A 21,148-nucleotide genomic window follows, 5' to 3' on the forward strand; every position below is an offset into this window, starting at 1 on the left:
ATTTTTCATTCGATTGATTGAATGGCACGTTCCGCTTTATTTTTCATGCCTTGCAGGCGTTCTTTAAAGCTTTGGAATGTACGGATTTTCTCATCAATCAAATCCAGCTGGTGATTCAGGCTTTCCTGAATTTCCTCCAGTTTTTCTTTCCGTTCCTTAGGATCCAGTGACAACAAATACCCCTCTTTGTTTAACTCTAATTGGCGGCTGGTTTCCATGAAATGCTGAAGCTCCTGAAGAGAAAACCCGAGCACCTCTTTTGTGCTGATGACTTTTTCAAGCTCCTCCATATCATCCTCTGAATATAGCCTTACGCCGCCGTCTGTCCGTTTCGGCGCGGGAATCAAGCCGATTTCTTCATAAAATCGGATGGTACGCTTAGTCAGCCCGCTTCTTTTGGCTACTTGATCAATCTTCATCCATTCCAAGGTAAATCCCCCTTCGCCGTTTCTGTTACCATTATACACCTTTTGAACCTTAACGTAAACGTAAAGTTTTGAAATACAATAAAAAAACGAGTGGCACAAAGCACTCGTTTTTCACCTTCCTATTTAAGCTAAACTTCCTGTCACTGACAGAGACTGCTTTTGAAGGCTTTCAGAAAGCAATTGATACGCAATGACTTTCTTCTTGTATTGTTTGATGACGTCGATATGGTCGTCATAGCTGTATACAAACAGTTTCACATCTTTTTTGCCTTTTTTCGTATCTATCACCAGCGGCGTGCCGCCGTTTTCCGGATATAAATAACGCTCTTCGTCACCTGGGTAAATATAATATTTCTCCAGGAAGACAGCTTCGTTGAATTGCGCAATCACTTTCTGTTTCTCTTCGCCCTCGAGACATTTTCCATCTAGAGAGAGAACAGCATTTTCGTCACTCAGCTTGGCGTGCACCGCGAATTTGCTGAGCAGCCATTCCATGACGCCTGTTGGCAGACAGGTTAATACGATTTTTACCAGACTCATGAGGATTAACATCACGATCGTCCATGTCATACTTCATCATCTCCGTTGGTTTTCCGTGTGCCGCTGACACACAATTCCATCCTATCATAAGCTGGCCGGTTCGTTTTTGTACATTATGTGAAAAAAGCGCGGCACCTGCGGGCCGCACTTTTTTCAGCTTTCCAGCTCTTCTATCATGAGGGACAATTCTGTCCACCGGTCCATGGCAGCCTCAAGCTCTTCCGCTGTTTTTGCCTGCTCGGCCATCAGCTCTTGGATTTTTCCAAAATCGCTGCCTGCTGCGGCGATGTCAGCTTCGAGCTGCTCATGCTTTTCTTCTAGCTGGGCAATTTTATCTTCGATGCCATCCCATTCAAGCTGATCTTTGTAAGAAAGCTTTTTTCGTTTTTTCTTCGGCTCGGCTTCAGCAGGTTTTGCTTCAGCAGCCGGTTTTTCAGCTGTTTTTTTCGTTTTTGACTCCTCCATATAATCGCTGTAGGAGCCTTGGAAGCGGGAAATGACGCCATTTCCTTCAAACACAATCAAACGATCGACGACACGGTCAAGGAAGTAGCGATCATGGGATACAGTGATGACGACACCGGGGAACTGGTCAATATAATCCTCCAGAACGCTTAATGTTTCAGTATCCAAATCGTTCGTCGGCTCATCGAGAAACAGGACATTCGGCTCCTGCATGAGAACCTGAAGCAAGTATAAACGGCGTTTTTCTCCGCCGGACAGCTTGCGGATATACGTCTGCTGCATCGAACGCGGAAAGAGGAAACGCTCGAGCATTTGTTCAGCTGTAATGATATCACCTTCCGCTGTTTTGACGACTTCCGCCGTTGCTTTTATATATTCAATGACCTTTATCTCGCCTTTCATTTCACTATGATCCTGCGTATAGTAGCCGATTCTGACCGTCTGTCCGATCGTAATATGGCCGCTGTCAGGAGTATGCCGGCCGGCAAGGGTGTTTAACAGCGTTGTTTTTCCGATGCCGTTCGGCCCGATAATCCCAATCCGTTCACCCGGTATGACCAGTTCATGAAAGCGATCGACAAGCTTGCGGCCGTCATAAGCGATCATCACGTTCTCCGCTTCAATGACCTGTTTGCCAAGACGATGGGAGCCAATCGCAAAGTCGAGTGAGCCCGATGACTGAGTGCCTTTCTGCTCCTTAAGCGCCTCCACTCGGTCAATTCTTGCCTTTTGTTTTGTGGAACGGGCTTTCGCTCCCCGTCTCAGCCAAGCCAGTTCGCGGCGCAGCAGGTTTTGGCGCTTCGTTTCCTTTTGCTCAGCCTGCGCTTCCCGTTCCGCGCGTTTTTCTAAAAACACTTCATAGTTGCCTTTGTACGTGTAGAGGCTGCCTCGTTCGAGCTCATAAATGCGGTTCGTGACACGATTTAAGAAATACCTGTCGTGCGTCACCAGCATGACAGAGCCGGGATATTGACTTAAATATCCTTCAAGCCACTCAATTGTTTCGTTATCCAAATGGTTCGTCGGCTCGTCTAAAATGAGCAGATCAGCGGGCTGAATTAAGTTTTTGGCAATGGCCACCCGTTTTTTCTGACCGCCTGAAAGCTCGTTGACCGGCTTTGTTACGTCGTTGACGCCCAGCTTAGACAATACGGTTTTCGCCAGGGTGTTCGCATCCCACGCGTTGTTCGCGTCCATTTTTGCCTGCGCCGCCAGCAGGTGCTTCTGGCGCTGTTCATTTTCCGGATCTTCGCCCAGTTCATACAGCGCTTTTTCATATTCACGCAAGGTTTTCATCACAGCCGATTCACCGGAATAGATATGCTCCAGCACAGTTTGTCCCGCAGGCAGCTCCGGATCTTGATGAAGAAATTCGACGTGCACGCTGCCGGATTTCGTGATGTCTCCCTCTTCGATAGATTCCAAGCCGGCGATCACTTTCAGCAGCGTTGATTTTCCTGTTCCGTTCGGTCCGATCAATCCGATTCTCTCATTCTCTTCAATATGAAAGGAGATACGGTCAAATAATGTTTTATCTCCGTATGTTTTATACAGATTTTCCGCTTTTAATATACTCATGATTCCTATCAATCCTCACGTAAGTTCATGTGTACATTTTAAATCAGCCGCTGGAATAAAACTAGTAAAACGTCAGACAAATTTCATGGAAATGCAGGATAGAAAAAGACCGGGGACGTTTGTCCCCGGTCTCTTATTCTTCCTCAAGCGCATTTTCTGCCATTTTTGCGAGATGCTGCGCGCTTCCTGAAATCTCCTGCATCGTGGCGGAAATTTGTTCAACGGCAGCGGCTTGTCCATCTGTATGCTGATTAATCGACTCAATGGATTCCTCCAGCCCTTTCAGCAGGCTGTGGATTTTTTTCGTGATCTGGTCAATCTGGCCGACATTTTCTTTCGAATGCGTTGCAAGCTTTCTGATTTCATCTGCGACGACAGAGAAGCCTTTTCCGTACTCGCCCGCTCTCGCCGCTTCGATCGCAGCGTTTAAGCCAAGCAGATTGCTTTGGTCAGAGATGCCTTTCACGGTTACTGAAATATCGGCGATTTCACCCGCGCTTTCGCTGACCTTTTTCGCCTGGGAGGAAATCCCCGTCATTTGAGATGAAAATCCGTTGATTGAATCAGAAATATCGGAAATCGCTGCGGCTGTTTGTTCAACAATGGCTGATAAGCTTTCCGCCACATCATGCAGCTTAGACGACTCCTCGAGGCTCGTTCCGAGGCCGACGCCCCCAATCACTCTTCCATTTTCGTCGTGGAGCGGGATGGCGCGTGCGATCAATGGAAATCCGAACAATTCTTTCGGAACCATGCTCGTCTTCTTCTGATTGCTGCGGATGGCGTCTGTGATAATATCCCCTTCCTGCAGCGGATCACCGGCTTTTACGTTTAGAGAAAAGGTTTTGGCCGGTATATTTACGAGCAGTTTTTCCGTATCGTAAATGCCGATAGTGATATCGTCCTGTATCAGGCTGTTTAAATATGGGGCTACTTTGACAAACGCGTCCAGAAGGTCTGCGGTTTCTTTTTCCGTTATGCTCAATTCCATTCACTCCTTTTCTTAATAAGGGAAGCTGCGTTTTTCGTGCTGGACCGAGATCCATTTCAGTGTCGTAAATTCTTCAAGGCTCCATTCTCCGTTCAAACGGCCGAGACCGGATTGCTTTTCACCGCCGAAGGCCACATTCGGTTCATCATTGATGGTCGTGTCATTGACATGAATCATGCCTGTTTCAACTCGCTTCGCAAAAGCCACGCCGCGCTCAAGATTTGATGTATGTACAGCACCGCTCAAGCCAAACGGGGTTTCGTTTGCGATATCCACCGCTTCATCTTCTGAAGCAAACTTCATAAAGGAGACGACAGGTCCGAACAGCTCTTCCTTGGCGATGCTCATGAACGGTTTCACGTCTTTTAAGATCGTCGGCTCCACGATCGTCCCGTTAAATCCGCCAAGCTTCACTGGAACAGCGCCTTCTTCAATCGCTTGCTCCACAGATTTCATTAGCCCGTCCGTCTGTCTGCTGTTGATTAATGGTCCGATAATCGTGTCAGGGTCCATCGGATCGCCGACTTTCAGCGATTCCACTTTTTCCTGATACAGCTCTAGGAACTTGTCATAAATAGAAGAATGAACAAGCACCCGGTTGGCTGACATGCAAATCTGTCCTTGGTGTGTAAATCGGCTGAACACCGCCGCATTGACCGCATATTCAATATCAGCATCCTCAAGCACGATGAAAGCGCTGTTGCCGCCGAGTTCAAGAAGCGGCTTTTTAAAATGCTTCATCGCAAGCTGGCCGATGTAGCTGCCGACTTTCGTAGAACCTGTAAATGAGATGATACGCGGCACGGGGTGTTCGACAAAGCTGTCTCCGATTTCTGCAATGTCGGTGACAACGACATTCAGCAGCCCCTCTGGAATTCCCGCGTTCTCAAAGATTTTTGCAATCAGTGTACCGCCACAAATCGGAGTTTCCTCATGCGGCTTTAACACGACGCCATTGCCGGCTCCGAGTGCGGGCGCCACTGATTTCATAGACAAAAAGAATGGGAAGTTAAATGGACTGATAACGCCGACAACACCTGCCGGCACGCGATATAATCTATTTTCCTTGCCGTCTATTGTTGACGGAAGAATTTTCCCTTCCATACGGACAGGGAACGTTGCCGCTTCTTTCATGATGTTTTTGACAAGCCCGATTTCAAAGGCCGCTTTAAGCCTTGTTCCTCCAAGCTCTTCCATAATTAAATAAATGATGGCTTCTTCGTTCTCTTCAATATATGTGACGGCTTTTTCTAAAATGGTTCTTTTCTCGAATGGATTCACCGCATCCCATTTTTTCTTCGCCAGCGCCGCTGCCCGATACGCTTCATCTACATCGTCAGCAGTCGCTTTTTTGAAGGCTGTGAATGTTTTTTGAGTATAAGGATTTTTGTTTTCCAATACATTTGGGCTGCTGCCTTCCTGCCATTTCCCGCCGATAAACTGTTTATTCAACTCTTCATATTGAAACATGGTCAGCATCTCCTTTTTAACCGCAAGTCAAAATATGGGCGAATCTATTGTTTCTATCGGTTCAGCCTGCATAAAATTGAATATCTAATTAGTAAAAATTACTATCCTGTGATACACCAACGCTTTTTCGCTTCTATCATTTAAAGTAGAAAAACATTTTATTGACTGCGCCAAATTTCGACAATATAATACAACAAGAATTGGCTATAATGATTAGAATATTTTGAATTTTCCAGGAGGAACTATTGATGAGTTCATTATTTAGAAAAAAAACGCTCGAAACATTGAGTGCGCAGAGCAAGTCAAAAAGCCTTGCTCGTACGTTAAGCGCATTTGATTTAACCTTGCTCGGTATCGGTTGTGTCATCGGTACAGGGATTTTTGTCATTACAGGAACAGTGGCCGCGACCGGCGCAGGTCCCGCCCTCATCATATCGTTTATTTTAGCGGGGCTCGCCTGCGCGCTCGCTGCCTTCTGCTATGCTGAATTTTCGTCTTCGATTCCGATTTCGGGAAGCGTGTACTCATACTCCTACGTGACACTCGGAGAGCTGCTTGCCTTTTTGATCGGATGGGATCTCATGCTTGAATATGTCATTGCGCTGTCGGCTGTTGCCACCGGCTGGTCTTCATACTTTCAATCACTGCTTGCCGGCTTCAACCTTCATATTCCGGCCGCATTGGCAGGGGCGCCGGGGAGCACGCCGGGCGCCGTGTTTAATCTTCCGGCCGCAGTGATCATTCTCATCATCACTGCGATTGTCAGCCGGGGCGTCAAAGAAAGCACACGGTTTAACAACGTCATCGTGCTGATGAAAATCGGGATCATTTTATTGTTCATTATTGTCGGCATCGGTTATGTCAAACCGGATAACTGGTCTCCTTTTATGCCGTTCGGGATGAAAGGCGTCATTGTCAGCGCGGCAACTGTATTCTTCGCGTATCTCGGATTTGACGCGGTTTCTAACGCTTCAGAGGAAGTGAAAAACCCGCAAAAAAACATGCCCGTCGGCATTATTTCAGCTCTTGCCGTCTGTACGGTTCTATACATCACGGTATCGCTTGTGCTGACAGGCATGATGCCTTATACCAAATTGGATGTCGGAGATCCGGTGTCCTTTGCGCTTAAATTCGTCGGCCAAGATGCTGTTGCAGGAATTATTTCTGTCGGTGCCATTATCGGGATTACGACGGTTATGCTCGCTTTGCTGTACGCTCAGGTCCGCTTGACATTTGCCATGAGCAGAGACGGCCTTCTGCCTGGATTGTTCGCAAAGGTTCATCCGTCGTTTAAAACCCCGTTCCGCAACACATGGCTGACAGGTATCGTTGCGGCGGGAATCGCCGGCTTTATCAACCTCGGAACGCTGGCTCATCTGGTGAACATGGGAACGCTGGCCGCGTTTACGGTCATTTCCATCGCTGTTATCGTATTAAGAAAAAAACATCCGGAAATTAAAGCGTCCTTCAGAGTGCCGTTCGTTCCGGTTGTGCCAATTATCAGCGCTGGCATCTGCCTATGGTTCATGTACAGCCTTCCCGGCGTCACATGGCTTTCATTTGCCATCTGGATCGCAGTTGGAACGCTGGTTTACTTCCTGTATTCGAGGAAACATAGTTTATTAAACAAATAATCTCTTTTCAGCCGGCTGTGCCTCACCAGCCGGCTTTTTCCTTTTTTTATGTGCTATACTTTGAAGGACATATGCAGAAAGGGAGACAAACCGATGAAACAATTCCGCACTTTATTATTTGATGTAGATGATACCATCCTTGATTTTAGAGCGGCAGAAGCATTAGCGCTGCGTTTGCTGTTTGAAGATCAGAACATTCCTTTAACAGATGAAATGAAGATGCAGTATAAAACAATCAATCAAGGTCTCTGGAGTGCCTTTGAAGAAGGAAAAATGACACGGGATGAAGTCGTGAACACCCGTTTTGCCGCTTTGTTCAAGGAATACAGTTATGAGGCGGACGGCGCCTTGCTTGAGCAAAAATACCGTAGCTTTCTTGAAGAAGGGCATCAGCTTGTTGACGGCGCCTTTGATCTCATCTCAAACCTGCAGTATCAGTTTGATTTGTATATCGTGACAAACGGCGTGTCTAAGACGCAGTACAAGCGTCTCCGTGATTCAGGATTATTTCCGTTTTTTAAAGATATTTTCGTATCTGAAGACACCAGCTACCAAAAGCCAATGAAGGAATATTTCGATTACGTGTTTGAACGGATTCCCTCATTTTCAGCAGAGCACGCATTAATTATCGGTGATTCGCTGACTGCCGATATCAAAGGCGGACAGCTCGCCGGGCTTGATACTTGCTGGATTAACCCTGACATGAAGCCGAATAAGTCAGAAACAGTGCCAACTTATGAGATTCGTAAGCTTGAAGAGCTGTATCACATTTTGAATATCAAAAATAACGTCAGCTGCTCATTAGGCTGATGTTTTTCTTTTTGGAGAGTCTTTTTACCTCTTGATAAATTCTTCACCTTATGAATAATATGGTGGTATGCTTTGGTTATATATGTAAGGAGGAGACTCAATTGGCTATCGCCGCCCCGTTAAAAGAAAAAACCGTTCAAAAACCAGGCACCACGGTGTATCCGATTTTGGTGATCATTGGAATCTGCCATATGCTCAACGATTCGCTGCAAGCCGTGATTCCGGCCATGTTTCCTATTTTGGAACGCTCCATGAGCCTGACGTTTACACAGCTCGGCATCATCGCTTTCACATTAAACATGGTGTCATCTGTGATGCAGCCTGTCGTCGGCTGGTATACCGATAAACGGCCGCTGCCTTACGCGCTGCCAATCGGCCTGACCGCCAGCATGCTCGGCATTTTTGGCCTTGCATTTGCCCCCTCATTCATAACGATCTTATGCTGTGTGTTTTTCATCGGATTAGGTTCGGCCATTTTCCATCCGGAAGGCTCCCGTGTGGCATACATGGCCGCCGGCACAAAACGCGGGCTCGCCCAGTCGATCTATCAGGTGGGCGGAAACTCAGGCCAGGCGATGGCGCCTCTCATCACCGCGCTGATCCTTGTGCCGCTCGGGCAATTCGGCGCCGTTTGGTTCACGCTTGTCGCCGCGCTTGCTGTTATGTTTCTGCTTTATATTGCGAAATGGTACGCCGCACGTCTCGGAAGCCTTACCCAGAAGTCCGGCAAACAAAAGAAAACGGCTGAAAACACGGCCATTACCAAGTCTGTTATTTCTGCTCTTATCATGATTATATTTTTAATTTTTGCGCGTTCTTGGTATATGAGTGCGATCGGCAACTTTTACACGTTTTACGCGATCGATACATATCACGTAAGCATCCAGCAGGCGCAGAGTTATATTTTTGTCTTTTTGCTGTTCGGCGCTGTCGGCACGTTTGTCGGCGGCCCGCTCGCAGATTGTTTCGGAAAACGCTTCGTGATCCTCTGTTCGCTGCTGTGCTCGGCGCCGCTGGCGATTTTTCTTCCATTTGCAGGACCTGTGCTCGCCTATGGCGTGCTCGCATTAATCGGCTTAGTGCTGATGTCGAGCTTTTCAGTAACGGTTGTCTACGCACAGGAGCTTGTTCCCGGAAAAATCGGTACAATGTCCGGTTTGACTGTCGGGCTCGCCTTCGGGATGGGCGCGATTGGCGCTGTAGCGTTGGGCGCTCTGATTGACGCCGCGGGACTGACCCCGACGATGATTGCCACCGCCTTTCTCCCTGTGCTCGGCATCCTAGCCTTCCTATTGCCGAGCGATCAGAAGCTGAGAGAATGGCATAAGTGAGCACCAACGCGCAGGACTGACAACGAATGCGAGGGTTTGTCGACACGCTGAAAAACCCCTGCCATGCGGCAGGGATTTTTTAATCGAGCTGTACAAAATGAGTATCCGGCACCGCGTGCTTTGGAATAAAACCGTCCGCAAAGTCCGGGAACGCCGCCTGTATTTCGTCAATCCATCTTTTCAGGTTTAACACATACGGCATATAAATCATTTCAATTGCCGCTTCGTCTTCAATCTGATAATACCAGCAAAGATTAAACTCTTTTTCCGTCACCAATGTGAACCCGGAGAAATGATAGAACACCAGCGGCGTTTCATCGACATACACGCGGCCGTCCTTTTGCCCGACCTTATAGTTTTCGATATTCCAAAGCGCTGTATTGGCCCCGATTGATTTGACAATATGCACATCCTTATACTGCGACGGCCACTTCTCCACATACCTTTGGTCACCGTATGTCTTTCGTTCCGTATTCATTTCTACTGTACAAAATGCAATGCAGTCCTGTCTCCACTGCCACACCGCTTCATATGCTTCTTTCGTATTCGCGGCACCGACAAAGCCTGTGTTAAAGCGGCCGGTCCGTTCATAGTAGGACAGGAACCGCGGCGAGTTCCGGTGATCAGTCAAATATAGAGAAGCCGCTGGGTTTTCGGCAAAAATACATGCTGGATCAGAAAAGAAAAACAGATCGGTATCCATATGGGCAAAGTATTCCGCATCATTCCATTTGCTCATAACATGGAACAAAAAAGCGGGTTTTAATGTCCAGCAATATTCATGAAACGTTCGATTGCTTTTCGCTTTCAGCAGCTCCGGGTCTTCCATTTCATGCAGCTGCACAAAGGTCACATGCTCCCATGGCACGTGCTGAAGCAACTCATACGCTTTTTGATCGACACACAGCACATACAAATGAAAATCATCGCAATGCTCATGGAGCGAATGAATCATCGGCATGAGCTTAAAGATATGCGTCCTTGACACTATTGTTGAAAAATGAAATGTACTCACCATACCACATCCAATTATCTAAGATCCACGTGCAGCAAATCGTTGACAAGCGCATACAGCGCGTTGGCGAAATCATTTACGCCAAGCTTTTTCTTCGCTTTTGGCAGAAGCTTACGGACAGTTTGTAAATCAAAGTTTTTCGCCGTCACCCTAGGGGCTTTCTTTTGCCAATCCGGGTCAATGTTGCGTTCTTTGACAACATGAAGCAGCTCAAGAAACAGATTCAGCAGCATGTCGTATTTGCGAGCTTCCAAAAGCTTTTGAATATCAGCCATGATGCCGTTCGTCATGTCAGGCGGGAACGGCCCGTTAAAAGCGAGATGAACGTCTAAGGAGCGGATGTTGTTGTATTTATCGCACATGTAGGCAATATTTGCCCGAATATCGTCTACCGACTTACAATTGCTCGGGTGCTCTTGATGAACACTGACAATATCGCGATGCAGCCTGAACGTCAGCCCGGCCTGATGAAGCCTGATTCCGAGGTCATAATCCTCAAATCCGTACCGCACAATGCCTTCATCAAATAAACCGAGGTCAGTCACATGCTTGCGTTTGACAGAGGAATTATTCGTGATAAAAAAGCGCCATGGCATATGGTAGCCTTTCAGGTCATCGCCGTACTCATCTAAAATCCGCTTGAGCACGTCAATAAAGTCGGTATCAAGGTCGAAGCTTTTGTCCAGAAAGCTTCCGTTTTTGATGTCCTCTTCCTTCAGCAGCTTTTGTTTGTCTTTCTTCGGCATTTCGTCTACGAGCTTTGCGAGCTGTTCCTTATGTTCATCTTCAAAGCGTTCATAATAAAAACTGTAGATCCGTTTCCAAAACAAACCGCACACCACAAGATTCTCTTCGTTCTCATGGGCTTTAATATGCTTTGCCACAAGGTCCTTTGCCGCAAGCATATCGCTGTCATGAAAAATCAGGATATCTCCTCTGGCGTTGCGAAGCGCTTGATTTCGTCCATACGCAATGCCCCTGTTTTCTTTAATCCGTGTAAAGATCAGCGGAAAATCTGCTTGAAATGTCTCAAGCATTGGGAGCGTCCCATCCTCAGAGCCATTGTCTGCTACAATGACTTCAAATTCTTCATCGCACTCCTGCTGGTTTAATGACAGAAGGCTGTTATAGAGACGCTCCTTTGAATTATATGCAGGAATAATAACGCTTGCTTTCACTTCATTTTCACTTCCTGTATTTAATCATTTATTTGTTATCATCTTTTGAAGCAAAACCGTCAAATTCAGGGTCTAACGTGTTGATGTGCTGAATGATATGCGGCAGTGTTTCTTGATACAGCTCATGCACAAACGGCAGGTCTGTGCGGGTTGTTTCATGAATCTGTTTGATTTCATTGATGCTGACGATTCGGTATCCGCTGAAATGGTAAAAAATCAGCGGGCTGCCATCCTCCAGCACGATCCTTCCATCCTCCCAGGAAAACGTATGCTGCCCGTAGTTCCAGTGGCCGACGTTGACACCGGGTGTCGTGATGTCACATACGTTCGAAAACAGCCCAGACATATAATCCAAATAGCCTTGATCACCGAATTTCCCTTCACCCGGGGCATTTTTACACTCCTCAAGACAGCGTTCCTTCCACCATTCCAAGCAGTCCGTGCCGTCATCATCACGCTTGAAGCTGATAAAGCCGGAGTTATATCTGCCTAAAAGGCGCTGCAGCATGACAATCTGCTCTTTTTCGAAGGAAGGGATGACGATATCACCCCGTGAAAGCAGCACCGAGCAGTCCGGCTGGTTTTCAAAAATCGGCGATGGATCGGCATAGAAAAAGAGATCCCCGTCAATATACGTCACACGCTCCAGCTCGGGGTTGCTGTTCAGCACAGCTTGCAGGAAGATCGGCTTCATCGTCCAGCAGTACTCGCTTTGATCTCTTGTTTCCTTGAGCTTCAGAAGCCGTTCATTTTCGAGCGCGGACACCGGCACAAGGTTCAGCTGCTTCATCTTCAGTTTCTGTAAGACACGGTGCGTATCTTCATCCATGCATAATGTAAATATAGGGCTGTTTGGATCAACTTGCTCCAACGACTTAAATAAGGCGACTGCCTGATATAATCTCCCTTTTGATAAAACGGTGCAATATGCGCTGGTCACAGTCATGTTCACCTCGTTTCATATTACTTTTTGAAGAATTCCGTATACCACTCAATCGTTTTTTCAAGTCCCTCATCAATGGTGTAGACCGGTGTCCAATGCAGCAGCTTTCTCGCTTTTTCCGCGGATAAATATTGATGTTTGATTTCATTGCTTCCCTGATTCAGCACCTTTGGCTTCAGGCTGCTGCCCATTTTCTTCAATATTTTTTCAACCAGTTCAAGTACGGTCAGCTGAATCTCATTGCTGAAGTTAAAGGCCTCTCCGGCAAGATTGTTTTCTTCCATTTTTTCTGCCAGAAGCAAATAAGCCTGAACGGCATCTTCGATATAAAAGTAGTCGCGGACAAACGTGCCATCGCTGCGGATTTCCGGCGCTTCCCCGTTCAGCACAAGCTGAATCGTTTGCGGAATGATGCGGTTGAAGTTCAAATCCCCGCCGCCGTACAGGTTTCCGCAGCGCGTGATGCAGACCGGAACCCCGTATGTGTGATAATACGTGTGGCTGATCAGATCTGCGCAGCTTTTCGAGACGTCGTACGGATGTTTGCCTTGCAGCGGCATATTTTCATCGTACGGAAGGTTCTCTTGGTCGCCGTAAGCTTTATCACTTGAAGCGACAATGACCCTCTTGATTAATGGGTGCTTCCGGCAGGCTTCAAGAACATTCCACGTACCGAGGATATTCGCTTCAAAGGTGGAAATCGGGTTGCGGTTTGCCACGCCGACAATCGCTTGTGCGGCGAGGTGAAAGACTGTGTCAATTTCATACTCGCCAAGCGTGCGTTCAATCACAGGCAAGTCTTCAAGAGAGCCCCGCACGATGTTCATTTTCTTGATATGTTCTCCCTGATAAAGATTGGATTCCGGCACATGATCTCTGACAAGCCCCGTCACGTTGGCGCCCTGTTCGATCAGTTCTTTCACCAAATAGCTTCCTAAAAGACCTGTACACCCCGTGACAAATACGTTTTTATTTTTCCAGAAACTCAAATCAGTTCACCATACCTTCCATACTTGTTGTCCTTGATCCCACATTTTGTTGACTTCTAAGAGATTTTTATACGTATCGATGGCCGTCCAAAATCCGTAATGGCGGTACACGGCAAGTTCTCCGTCTTTGGCAAGGTTCTTCAGCGGTTCATCTTCGAACATCATGTTCCCGTCCTTCGGCAAATATTCGAAAACCTTGGGACTGAGAACAAAGAATCCGCCATTGATGATTCCGTCACTCGATGTTTTCTCAGAAAATGTTTTCGCCATGCCGTCTTCAACCGTCAAGGTGCCGAACTGCGAGACTTTGTCAATACCGGTGACAGTCGCGGCAGCACCTTTTGCCTGATGATAGCTGATGAGATGGAAAAGATTGATATTGGCCAGCCCGTCCCCATAGGTGAGCAGAAACGTTTCATCGCCGATATAGTCTTTTGCCTGCAAAATTCTTCCGGCTGTCAGCGTGTCTTCCCCTGTCTCCAAAAACGTCATTTTCCACGTTTCAGGTTGCCCCAGCATCTGCACCTCTCCCGTAGAGCTGTCGAGAGTCAGGCTGTTGTGCTTCCATTCATAATCGAGAAAGTATTCTTTGATTTTTTCTCCTTTATAGCCCAAAAGCAGAATAAACTCGTTTACTCCGTAGTACTGATAGATTTTCATAATATGCCATAGAATCGGTTTGCCGCCTATCATGGCGAGCGGTTTAGGAATGTCGTTCGTGACTTCACTCATTCTCGTTCCTTTTCCGCCGCAGAGAATGACCGCTTTCATCTCTACCCCTCATCTCTATGAATATTGAGTTCGAAACCTGGTAATCTTTACAATCTACCAAGGCGTTTCCCCGATAATTTGTCCACTTCAATACCGGTTTCAAATTCTACTGTAATGATATGAGAGAAAGCCGGCCTTGGTGACCAAATGGAATCTATTTTTTCAAGTTGGTTATGTAACCAAAAAAAGAGCCTTGAGCGAAGGCAATGTGCCCGCTCAAGGCTCTTTCTCGTCTTATTTGATTTCTTTTTCCTTGCCGTAATGATAGTCAGACGGATCAACGGCTTTGAAATCACTCAGTTTGTGGAATCTCAGCAAGTCTTTGTACAGGACACTGTCTGAGAGACTCAGCTGCTGGCTCACTCTTGTTTTCAGATTCTTCGTTTCTTCATTCGCTTCCAGTTTTTCACCTGTCTTCGTATCGTAAATGATATTGTCGACTGATGTGTACTTCGGCGTCACGAAGTCGCCGTTTCTGAACGCCACTGTATCATCGTGGTCTTTAGACAATAAATCAGTGCCGAAGTTGATATATTTCTGCGAATCAATACCTTGCAAGTGCAGAAGTGTCGGCATAACGTCAATTTCGCCGCCATACGTATGGTTCACTCCGCCTTTTTTGCCAGGCACGCGGATCATCAGAGGCACGCGCTGGTTCTGCGCGTTTTGGTAATCTGTAATTTCTTTTCCGAGAATCTCTTTCATTGCGCGGTTATGGTTTTCAGAAATACCGTTGTGGTCACCGTAAAGCATAATGACTGAATTATCATAAAGGCCGGCTTCCTTCAGTTCCTTGAAGAATTGCTCAAGCGACTCGTCAAGGTAACGGGCTGTCTGGAAGTAATTATCAACTGTTTTATCACCCGTTGTCGCTTTCTTAATGGTCGCATCTTTTTCATCCAGGTTAAACGGATAATGGTGTGTCAACGTAATCAAATGCGCGTAAAACGGCTGTTTAAGAGATTCAAGTTTTGGAATCGATTCTGTAAAGAACGGCTTATCCTTGAGTCCCATATTCACGAGGTTTTCTTCAGACATGTCATAACTGCTTGCGTCGAAGAACTCGTCATACCCAATATGTTTATAAACCTGGTCACGGTTCCAGAATGATTTGTAGTCACCATGCATAACAGCGCTTGTGTAGCCTTCCTTCTGGTCTAAAATCGCCGGAAGCGACTGGTATGTGTTTTCGCCCTTCGTCACAAACGCGGAGCCTTCAGGAAGGCCGAAGATGGAGTTGTCCATTGTCAGCTCGGCATCGGATGTTTTTCCCTGGCCGGTTTGATGGAAAAAGTTATCAAAATACATCATATCTTCTGCGCCGTGTGCGAGTTTATTTAAGAAAGGCGTCACCTCTTCACCGTTCAGCTTATAATCAATCAGGAATGTCTGGAAGCTTTCCAGGTGAATCTTAATGATGTTTTTGCCTTTGGCAGAACCGAAGTACTCGGCATTCGGTTTCGCATAATGAGACGTCGTGTAATTCTCGACACTTGTTAAATCATCGCTGCTGGCGTAGGCTCTTTGTGATTCCGTTTGAGCCGTCTGCACACCGTCATAAATGGTGTAATTGTAAAGACCTAAATATTTCACGATATAATTGCGGTCAAACGTTCTTGTCAGCAGCTGCGGTCGGTCTTTTTCCGCATAGTGCAGGTTGATGAAAAACAGTGCGACCCCGGAAAGGATCACCAAAGACGCAAAGCGTTTTTTCATTTTGTATTCTTTTAATTCAGGTCTCCAGATCAATACCGCAATCAAAATCATAATATCTAAGAAATAGAAAATATCATGAGCGGCCATGATGCTGAAAATCCCGTCTCCCATGTTTCCGACGTTGCCGGACTGTTTAATGTTCGGGAACGTCAAGAAATCGTCAAAGAAACGATAGAATAAAATATTCGCGTATAACACAAATGTCATCACAAAATCGATTATCAGCATGATAATCGCTGATTTGCGCCCTTTCGCAAGCAAAGCCAGTCCTAAAAAGAAGACAGCGCTTGAGAACGGGTTAAATACCAGGAGGATCTCCTGGGTTGTGCCTTTTACCCCTAGGTTAAACTCTGCCTTGTAGGATAAATACGTTTTTGCCCAAAACAGTATAACAGCCAGCACAAAAAAGCTAAGTTTGTAAGAGAAAAGTTTCTTCATAGCAACCTCTACTTTCTTAAACACTTTAAGTCTTTATTCATATTTACCTGCTCTTTATCCTGTCTTCCAATTCCTTCTTTCCAAACAAAATCAAGGCATCACACAACAAATAAATACACCGCGGTAAGCCCGGAATATTTATGTTTTGCACCATACCATTTTTATTGCACCTATTTCAGACCAACCATTGGACGCACGAAGCCTTCGTTTCGTTTCACATTTTTTCTCGGAAATAAAAAAGACTTCTTTTTTCATGTGTGCCTTTTTTTAAAAAATAGATACCGACTATAAGAATAACATAAACTAGCAAAAACGAAAAATCGCCATTCAGACGGGCTGTGGTGATTGTATGCGCGATCACAATTTTTTTGCAAGGACAAAAAAAGACTGGATGTCTCCAGTCTCCATGATCTATATCCCTGACCAGACATCTTTAGCATACGCGCCCGTATCCTGCAGATGTTTCAGCCAGTTTTGCGATTCTTGTTCGCCGGTGCCATGAACAGCCTGATACGCTTTTTGCAGTGCGGCCTCCACATCCGGGGCCATTTTGCTGCCGTCGCCGCATACGTAGAGCCTGCCTCCGCGATCAAGAATTGAAATTAATGTTTCTGCATGATCAGCCATGAGATGCTGAACATACGTTTTCGGCATGCCTTCTTTTCTGGAAAAAGCTGTGTGGACAGTGGCGATTCCGTCTTTTTCAAACTGCTCAAGCTCATCCCGGTAAATAAAATCACGATCGTTCCTGCATCCGAAATAGAGATGAGCTTCGCCGAGCGTTTTTCCCTCTCGCTTTAAAGCTGCGCGCGCTTGGAGAAAGCCGCGGAATGGCGCTACCCCTGTGCCCGGACCGACCATAATGATCGGGGTTTCCGGGTCTTCCGGAAGCTGAAACCGGGATTCCGGTGTGCGGATAAACATCACGACATCATCACCCGTATGGCGCTCAGCTAAGTCATTTGAAGCCACGCCCCTGTACTCGACAAGACCGCTCCATGCAGGACCGCGCACAACACCGACTGTAATGGATGCTTGCTCCGGATTCACCCTTGGCGAGCTGGAAATCGAGTAATATCTTGGTTTTAATGGCCGTAAAAGCTCTAAAAATCGTTCAAACGGCATGTCGCACGCTTCATATTGTTCAAGCAGGTCTAGCATGGAAATCCGTTTTTTCAATATGTGTTCCTGGTAGACACCCTCTGCCGCCAGTTCTTCCAATTCGCGTTTATGAGGCGGACAGACAGTAAACGCCGCCAGCTCCCGGATTTGCGCCCTAGTGGCGGCTTCCTGCACCTCGACGCTGTAGCTAAGAAGGTCTTGCAGGCTGACAGGTCGGCCTAAAGGCAAATGCCCCGCACTGCGCCCGCTTGCCGACAGTGTCACTTGGTCGGTTCCCTTCAGACCGAAGCGGTGAAGAATCCGGCTGACATTGGTTTGGCTGTTCCTCGGCAATACGCCAAGATGATCCCCCTCACGATATTCAACCTCCGGAGGCAATGCGATTTCGATATGGCGAGTGCTGCGATCGCTGTCCGCGGACTGGAGTTCACGATTTTCGGCGATAGATGCGTGAACCGCTTCGTACGATCGGGTCAGCGGGGACTCTCCAAGCTCTCTGACAAACTGGAGGCTCAGCGTGCTTCGTTCCTTATCGGCGTTTTCATTAAGCTCCAGTCCGAATGCTTTGATGGCGTCCGCCCACATGCTTTTTTTCCAATCGTCAAGCTGCCCTTCAAAATCACCGCTTACATCACCTTCTCCGCGCGCAGAAAACCGAGTCGCGCCTTTCTCCGCAAGCTGCTCATCAATGAATCTCGGCACGTCCTGATACGTGCTCGCCCAGTTATGATCACCGCAGCCAAATACCGCGTAACGGACGCCCTCAAGCTCACCCGGTTTGATCTCTTGAAGCCACTGCACGAACTGCCCCGCATTGCTTGGCGGTTTTCCGTTATAGGAAGAGGTCACAATGACTACCGCTCCCTCTTTCGGCAGCTTTCCAATCTGGTCGTTCAGAGGCGCCACTTCAGTTCTTACGCCGTGAAGACTGGCTGTATCGGCAAGCTCCCGGGCGACGCCTTCCGCGGTGCCGGTATCAGAGCCATACAGAACGAGAAGCGGCCGGTTGTTGAGGCCGATGACCGATGCGCCCTTTGCTTCCGCTTTCTCTTTTTGCTCATCAGACGCCGCCTTGTCAGCTGCCGGGACGTCGGCATGAATGGCTTCCTGGTTCCGTGTTTGAACCCTGATACGAAAATCGCCCGGCTTGAGTGTCAAGGTTTGCTTGATATCAAGCTCATAATTCTCATGATCAATCAACGTGAAATATTTTAATATCATGCCCAGCACAAGTGTGGCTTCATGAAGGGCAAACTGCATACCGATACAGGCCCGCTGTCCATTTCCGAACGGTTTGTACGCATGATGGGGCACCTGGTCCTGCTGTTCGAACCGTTCTGGACGGAATTCCTCGGCATCCTCTCCCCAAGCGTCTCGATCTCGGTGAAGCTGCGGAATCAGCACAGAAATTCTGTCTTTCGTCGTAATCGGGTACTTTCCGCCAATGACTGTGTCTTCCTTTGGATAAAGGCTGAAAGCCGGGGCTGTCGGCCATAAACGCAGGGATTCATTTAAAATCATCCGGATGTATTTCAGCTCAAGCACTTGTTTGTAGGTCGGCGCTGCATCCGTCAGCACCCGGTCGACCTCTTCATACGCCTTTTTCAGTTTGTCGGGATGATTCAATAAAAAGTAGATCGCAAAGGATAGCAGGCCGCTCGTTGTTTCATGTCCGGCAATCAAAAACGTAATGATCTGAAAACGAATATTTTCATCGTCAAGCTTTTCTCCGGTCTCAGGATCTTCCACCTTCAGCATGCGGGCGAGCAAATCTTTTTCACCCTGATCCCCATCCGCCTTGCGCTCTGCAATAATGCTGTCGACTAACGAAAACATCGTTTGAATATCATGATGAAATTGTCGCTTTGTCCTCACCATAAGCTTATCTTGAAAATCAAGCCGCTGCATCTGGTGCATCGCTTCATCAAGCGCGCGCACCATGCTGTTGATAAACGGATGGGGCGTTTCTCTGTAATAGCTGTTAAAGCGATAGTTAAACCCGCACAGCCCAATCGTGTCCAGCGTCAGCCGCGTCATATCAGCGGGAACATCGACTGCTTCATTCGGATTGAGCCTGGCCCACTTTTGGATGAGCTGAACAGCGATATCGACCATTTTTTCATGATAATCCTTCATTGCCCGCTGGCTGAACGTCGGCATCAGAATGTTGTGCGCTTTTCTCCAGTTAGGCTCATGCGTCCAGCTTGTAAACAATCCGTCACCCGAAAACGCGCGAACCTTCTCCAAGGCGCCTTCAATGCTTTTGTCAAATCGCTCTTCATCACAAACCTCCTTCACCAACTCATGGCCGGACACCACAATAGTCGTGCCCGCAGGTGTATGGATTTGAAAAATTGGCCCCTGCTCTTCCGCCAGTTTGATCAGCGAAATCGTCGGTTTGTCTTTATCAATTAAAGGCAGATTGCCAAGCGGCCCAAACGTCTTCGGCTGAGGAATCGGGTTTGTTTCCTTCATCGAACCATTCCTTTCCGTATGAAATGCCTTCTATTGACTACATTTCCCTTTCATGGTGATGATTATTCCGTTCCTCAGATTGACGTATGAACATTGTTTTTTCTATACTTGAGAAGCTGTACAATACGCAAATAAGGTGAGTTCATTTATGGATTTTGAAATTCGATTTTTATCCTTTTATGTCATACAGGTGGAAGGCAAGGATGAGCAGGCGAACAAGCAGTTCAAGCACTTCCAAACCCTTGATACGGGTGAATTTGAAGAAAGCGAGCTGAAGGACTTTCTAGACGGAGAACTGAAAAAAATCGTCAAACGGAAAGCCGACCGCCATCCGCAGTCTGAGCAGGTGCCGACGAAAATCGGCCATTTTATCGTCGAACCCGGCCACGAGCTTGATTCCAACCCGAACTACAACATGTTCAACCGGGCGCGCCTGGCGGAAACAAAAGAAGACTTTAACGAGCTGAGCGAGCAGTTCGTCCGCACGTACCTCGACACGAGCGCGGTCCGCGGCGGCGTGTTCCTTGTGGCTTCGGCCGTTCCGAGAAAATACTTCGACGAGTCGTTTGTCTTTATTATGAAATGTGATTTCGAGCCGAAAGTCGCCCGCATTTCAGACGCGTCTTCTCTCATTAAAAAAGTCGAAATGGCGATTACGACAAAAAACATGAAAAGCATCCAATACCCGTACATGCCGGAGGAAGGAATGATCGAGGAAGGCGAGCTGAAAATCCACCAATCCTCGCACGCCCGCTATTTCGAGGACTTTCTCAAATTCGTCGAGTACGGCGAATCAATGCCGGAAATCATGAAACACCAGGTCATGAACATGGTGCAGGAGCACGTCTACGAGACATTTGAAGACAACAGCGAAGAGCTGAAGCAATTTGAACAAGACATCGAAATTTGGGAAGCAAGCGAAAAACGCGAAATCCAAGAGCGCCTCGACACCCATCAGGTCATCGAAGCCTCCGCCCAAATCATCGAGCACACCCCGGAAGCCCAGCTGAAAATGAAAGTCGGAGATACCGAGATTAAGGGATTGCTAGCTGATTTTGGCGAGTCGATTCATCTCGCAAAAGTGAACGGGCGCTATGTCGCGCTGATTGAAGCCGAAACGATTTCATTTGAGAAGGGCAGTTCCCCGGTGGAGTTTTATAAGCCTGAGGGGCTGCATGAGGTGATTGAGCGGATACGGAATAAAACAGAGCAAGAATAAAAAGTCCAGAATTCAACTCTGGACTTTTCCTATTT

15 protein-coding genes and 1 pseudogene are annotated in these 21,148 nt (G+C 47.2%); 4 read left to right on the forward strand and 12 right to left on the reverse strand.

Annotated elements, in window-relative coordinates:
* Window positions 1-5: 5 nt before the first annotated feature.
* From JMN17_RS13225 to yfmT, 5 genes and pseudogenes are all read right to left on the reverse strand, one after another.
* A complete protein-coding gene (locus JMN17_RS13225; protein WP_010330336.1) occupies window positions 6-428 on the reverse strand; it encodes a MerR family transcriptional regulator in 423 nt (140 codons plus the stop codon).
* A 123-nt stretch (window positions 429-551) separates the two neighbouring features.
* Entirely contained in the window at window positions 552-998 is a 447-nt protein-coding gene (locus JMN17_RS13230) for a YfmQ family protein (RefSeq protein ID WP_087992518.1), read from the reverse strand.
* Between the two features lie 123 nt (window positions 999-1,121).
* On the reverse strand, window positions 1,122-3,011 hold the full coding sequence (locus tag JMN17_RS13235; protein WP_202328304.1) for an ABC-F family ATP-binding cassette domain-containing protein: 1,890 nt from the start codon (window positions 3,009-3,011) through the stop codon (window positions 1,122-1,124).
* A gap of 133 nt (window positions 3,012-3,144) precedes the next feature.
* Window positions 3,145-3,510, reverse strand: a pseudogene (locus tag JMN17_RS22155) (methyl-accepting chemotaxis protein); the annotation flags it as partial.
* A 504-nt stretch (window positions 3,511-4,014) separates the two neighbouring features.
* Window positions 4,015-5,472 (reverse strand): benzaldehyde dehydrogenase, encoded by a 1,458-nt coding sequence (gene yfmT, locus JMN17_RS13245; protein WP_087992515.1) that lies wholly within the window; start codon window positions 5,470-5,472, stop codon window positions 4,015-4,017.
* 248 nt (window positions 5,473-5,720) lie between these two features.
* Between yfmT and JMN17_RS13250 the strand changes: the two genes are divergently transcribed.
* From JMN17_RS13250 to JMN17_RS13260, 3 genes are all read left to right on the forward strand, one after another.
* The gene (locus JMN17_RS13250) at window positions 5,721-7,106 is read left to right on the forward strand and encodes an amino acid permease (RefSeq protein ID WP_087992514.1); all 1,386 of its coding nucleotides are present in this window, start codon (window positions 5,721-5,723) and stop codon (window positions 7,104-7,106) included.
* A gap of 93 nt (window positions 7,107-7,199) precedes the next feature.
* Window positions 7,200-7,916 (forward strand): YjjG family noncanonical pyrimidine nucleotidase, encoded by a 717-nt coding sequence (locus tag JMN17_RS13255; RefSeq protein WP_202328305.1) that lies wholly within the window; start codon window positions 7,200-7,202, stop codon window positions 7,914-7,916.
* 101 nt (window positions 7,917-8,017) lie between these two features.
* The gene (locus tag JMN17_RS13260; protein WP_087992512.1) at window positions 8,018-9,247 is read left to right on the forward strand and encodes an MFS transporter; all 1,230 of its coding nucleotides are present in this window, start codon (window positions 8,018-8,020) and stop codon (window positions 9,245-9,247) included.
* Between the two features lie 79 nt (window positions 9,248-9,326).
* On the opposite strand, the gene JMN17_RS13265 is transcribed toward JMN17_RS13260, so the two are convergent.
* The 7 genes from JMN17_RS13265 to cypD all read right to left on the reverse strand — a co-directional run bounded on the left by JMN17_RS13265 (window position 9,327) and on the right by cypD (window position 19,894).
* Window positions 9,327-10,262, reverse strand: coding sequence for a putative nucleotide-diphospho-sugar transferase (locus tag JMN17_RS13265; RefSeq protein WP_087992511.1), 936 nt, complete (start codon window positions 10,260-10,262; stop codon window positions 9,327-9,329).
* A gap of 14 nt (window positions 10,263-10,276) precedes the next feature.
* On the reverse strand, window positions 10,277-11,440 hold the full coding sequence (locus JMN17_RS13270; RefSeq protein WP_087992510.1) for a glycosyltransferase family 2 protein: 1,164 nt from the start codon (window positions 11,438-11,440) through the stop codon (window positions 10,277-10,279).
* Between the two features lie 28 nt (window positions 11,441-11,468).
* Entirely contained in the window at window positions 11,469-12,380 is a 912-nt protein-coding gene (locus JMN17_RS13275) for a putative nucleotide-diphospho-sugar transferase (RefSeq protein WP_202328406.1), read from the reverse strand.
* 23 nt (window positions 12,381-12,403) lie between these two features.
* Window positions 12,404-13,372 (reverse strand): GDP-mannose 4,6-dehydratase, encoded by a 969-nt coding sequence (locus JMN17_RS13280; RefSeq protein WP_202328306.1) that lies wholly within the window; start codon window positions 13,370-13,372, stop codon window positions 12,404-12,406.
* Between the two features lie 6 nt (window positions 13,373-13,378).
* On the reverse strand, window positions 13,379-14,143 hold the full coding sequence (locus tag JMN17_RS13285) for a glucose-1-phosphate cytidylyltransferase (RefSeq protein ID WP_087992507.1): 765 nt from the start codon (window positions 14,141-14,143) through the stop codon (window positions 13,379-13,381).
* 234 nt (window positions 14,144-14,377) lie between these two features.
* Complete coding sequence (gene ltaS1, locus JMN17_RS13290; protein ID WP_087992506.1) at window positions 14,378-16,297, reverse strand: lipoteichoic acid synthase LtaS1; 1,920 nt, start codon at window positions 16,295-16,297, stop codon at window positions 14,378-14,380.
* A 411-nt stretch (window positions 16,298-16,708) separates the two neighbouring features.
* A complete protein-coding gene (cypD, locus tag JMN17_RS13295) occupies window positions 16,709-19,894 on the reverse strand; it encodes a bifunctional P-450/NADPH--P450 reductase (RefSeq protein WP_202328307.1) in 3,186 nt (1,061 codons plus the stop codon).
* Window positions 19,895-20,042: 148 nt separating this feature from the next.
* On the opposite strand from cypD, the gene JMN17_RS13300 reads away from it, so the two are divergent.
* Window positions 20,043-21,113, forward strand: coding sequence for a DUF3900 domain-containing protein (locus JMN17_RS13300; protein ID WP_087992504.1), 1,071 nt, complete (start codon window positions 20,043-20,045; stop codon window positions 21,111-21,113).
* The last annotated feature ends 35 nt before the right edge of the window (window positions 21,114-21,148 follow it).

It is taken from the genome of Bacillus sp. RHFS10, from assembly GCF_016757475.1.
Taxonomy (GTDB): Bacteria; Bacillota; Bacilli; order Bacillales; family Bacillaceae; genus Bacillus; species Bacillus subtilis_G.